The organism is Pseudoalteromonas atlantica (genome assembly GCA_007988745.1).
Lineage (GTDB): Bacteria > Pseudomonadota > Gammaproteobacteria > Enterobacterales > Alteromonadaceae > Pseudoalteromonas > Pseudoalteromonas atlantica.
Window position 1 is genome coordinate 1 of record BJUT01000124.1, and the last position, 1,067, is coordinate 1,067.

The following is a 1,067-nucleotide window of genomic DNA, read 5'->3' on the forward strand; positions in this document are numbered from 1 at the left end:
GAGCTTGGTTTATTGGTTACCCTCAGTGGTACGTCTGACCTGCCAGCAGGCAGTGAAATCACCATCACCGAGCAACTTATTGGCGGAGGAGTGGGTGTAACTTACACCACTACCACCGATGCCAACGGTAATTGGTCTTTGGTGGGGCTTGATGTATCACTACTGGATGTAGGCTCTGTGATTGCCACAGCCACAGATGCAGCAGGGAACACACGCACAATCAGCTCAGATGACTTTGATAACACACCCCCTACACTCACGGTTGAGGTGGATGCACAAAGCAATAGCAACACGCCTATAATCAGCGGCACAAGTGACGCAGGCGAAGGCGCACAAGTGACGATTGTGGTGACCGACAGTGACGGTAACCCACAAACCATTACCGCCCTTGTTGATGCCAACGGCGAGTGGAGCGCCATCCCAGCGACACCACTCAGTGAAGGTGAAAGCACGATTGAAGTGAGCGTACGCGACAGCGTAGGCAACGAAACCACCGTGAGTGAAACCACGACTATCGACACGCAAGCGCCAACGCTTACGATACAAAATGTAGGCGATATAAACGACTTAACCCCGACATTACAAGGCACCAGTAACGAAATTGGCGGCACGGTCACACTCACCGTGACCGACAGTGATGGCGTTGTGCAAACCATTACCACCACCGTTGGTACGGATGGGCATTGGGATATTGAAGTGCCCAGTGCCCTGGCACAAGGTGACTTTACTGTAACAGCCAGTATTACTGATGCTGCAGGCAATGAGAGCACCGCCAACAGCAGTGGCAATGTAGATACCATTACCCCGGTTGTAACTGTGGATGCACTGGGGCTTGGTAACGACAGCACCCCACTTATTAGTGGTACTTCAACTGAGCCAGAAGGCACAGTTGTAAACATTGTAATCACCGACAGTAATGGCGATGAAACACCGCTCACCGCCACCGTGGATGTCAACGGCAACTGGCAAGCAATCAGTCCAGAATTACCTGATGGCAGCTACAGTGTACAAGCCAGCATTACGGATGCGGCGGGCAATACAGGAGGCGCTACGCAATCGGGCGCCCT

The 1,067-nt window shown here is 52.7% G+C and carries 1 protein-coding gene; it reads left to right on the top strand.

The annotated features are described in order from the left end of the window. On the top strand, positions 1-1,067 hold a 1,067-nt coding region (locus tag PAT01_RS19985; protein ID WP_186807320.1), incomplete at both ends, for an Ig-like domain-containing protein.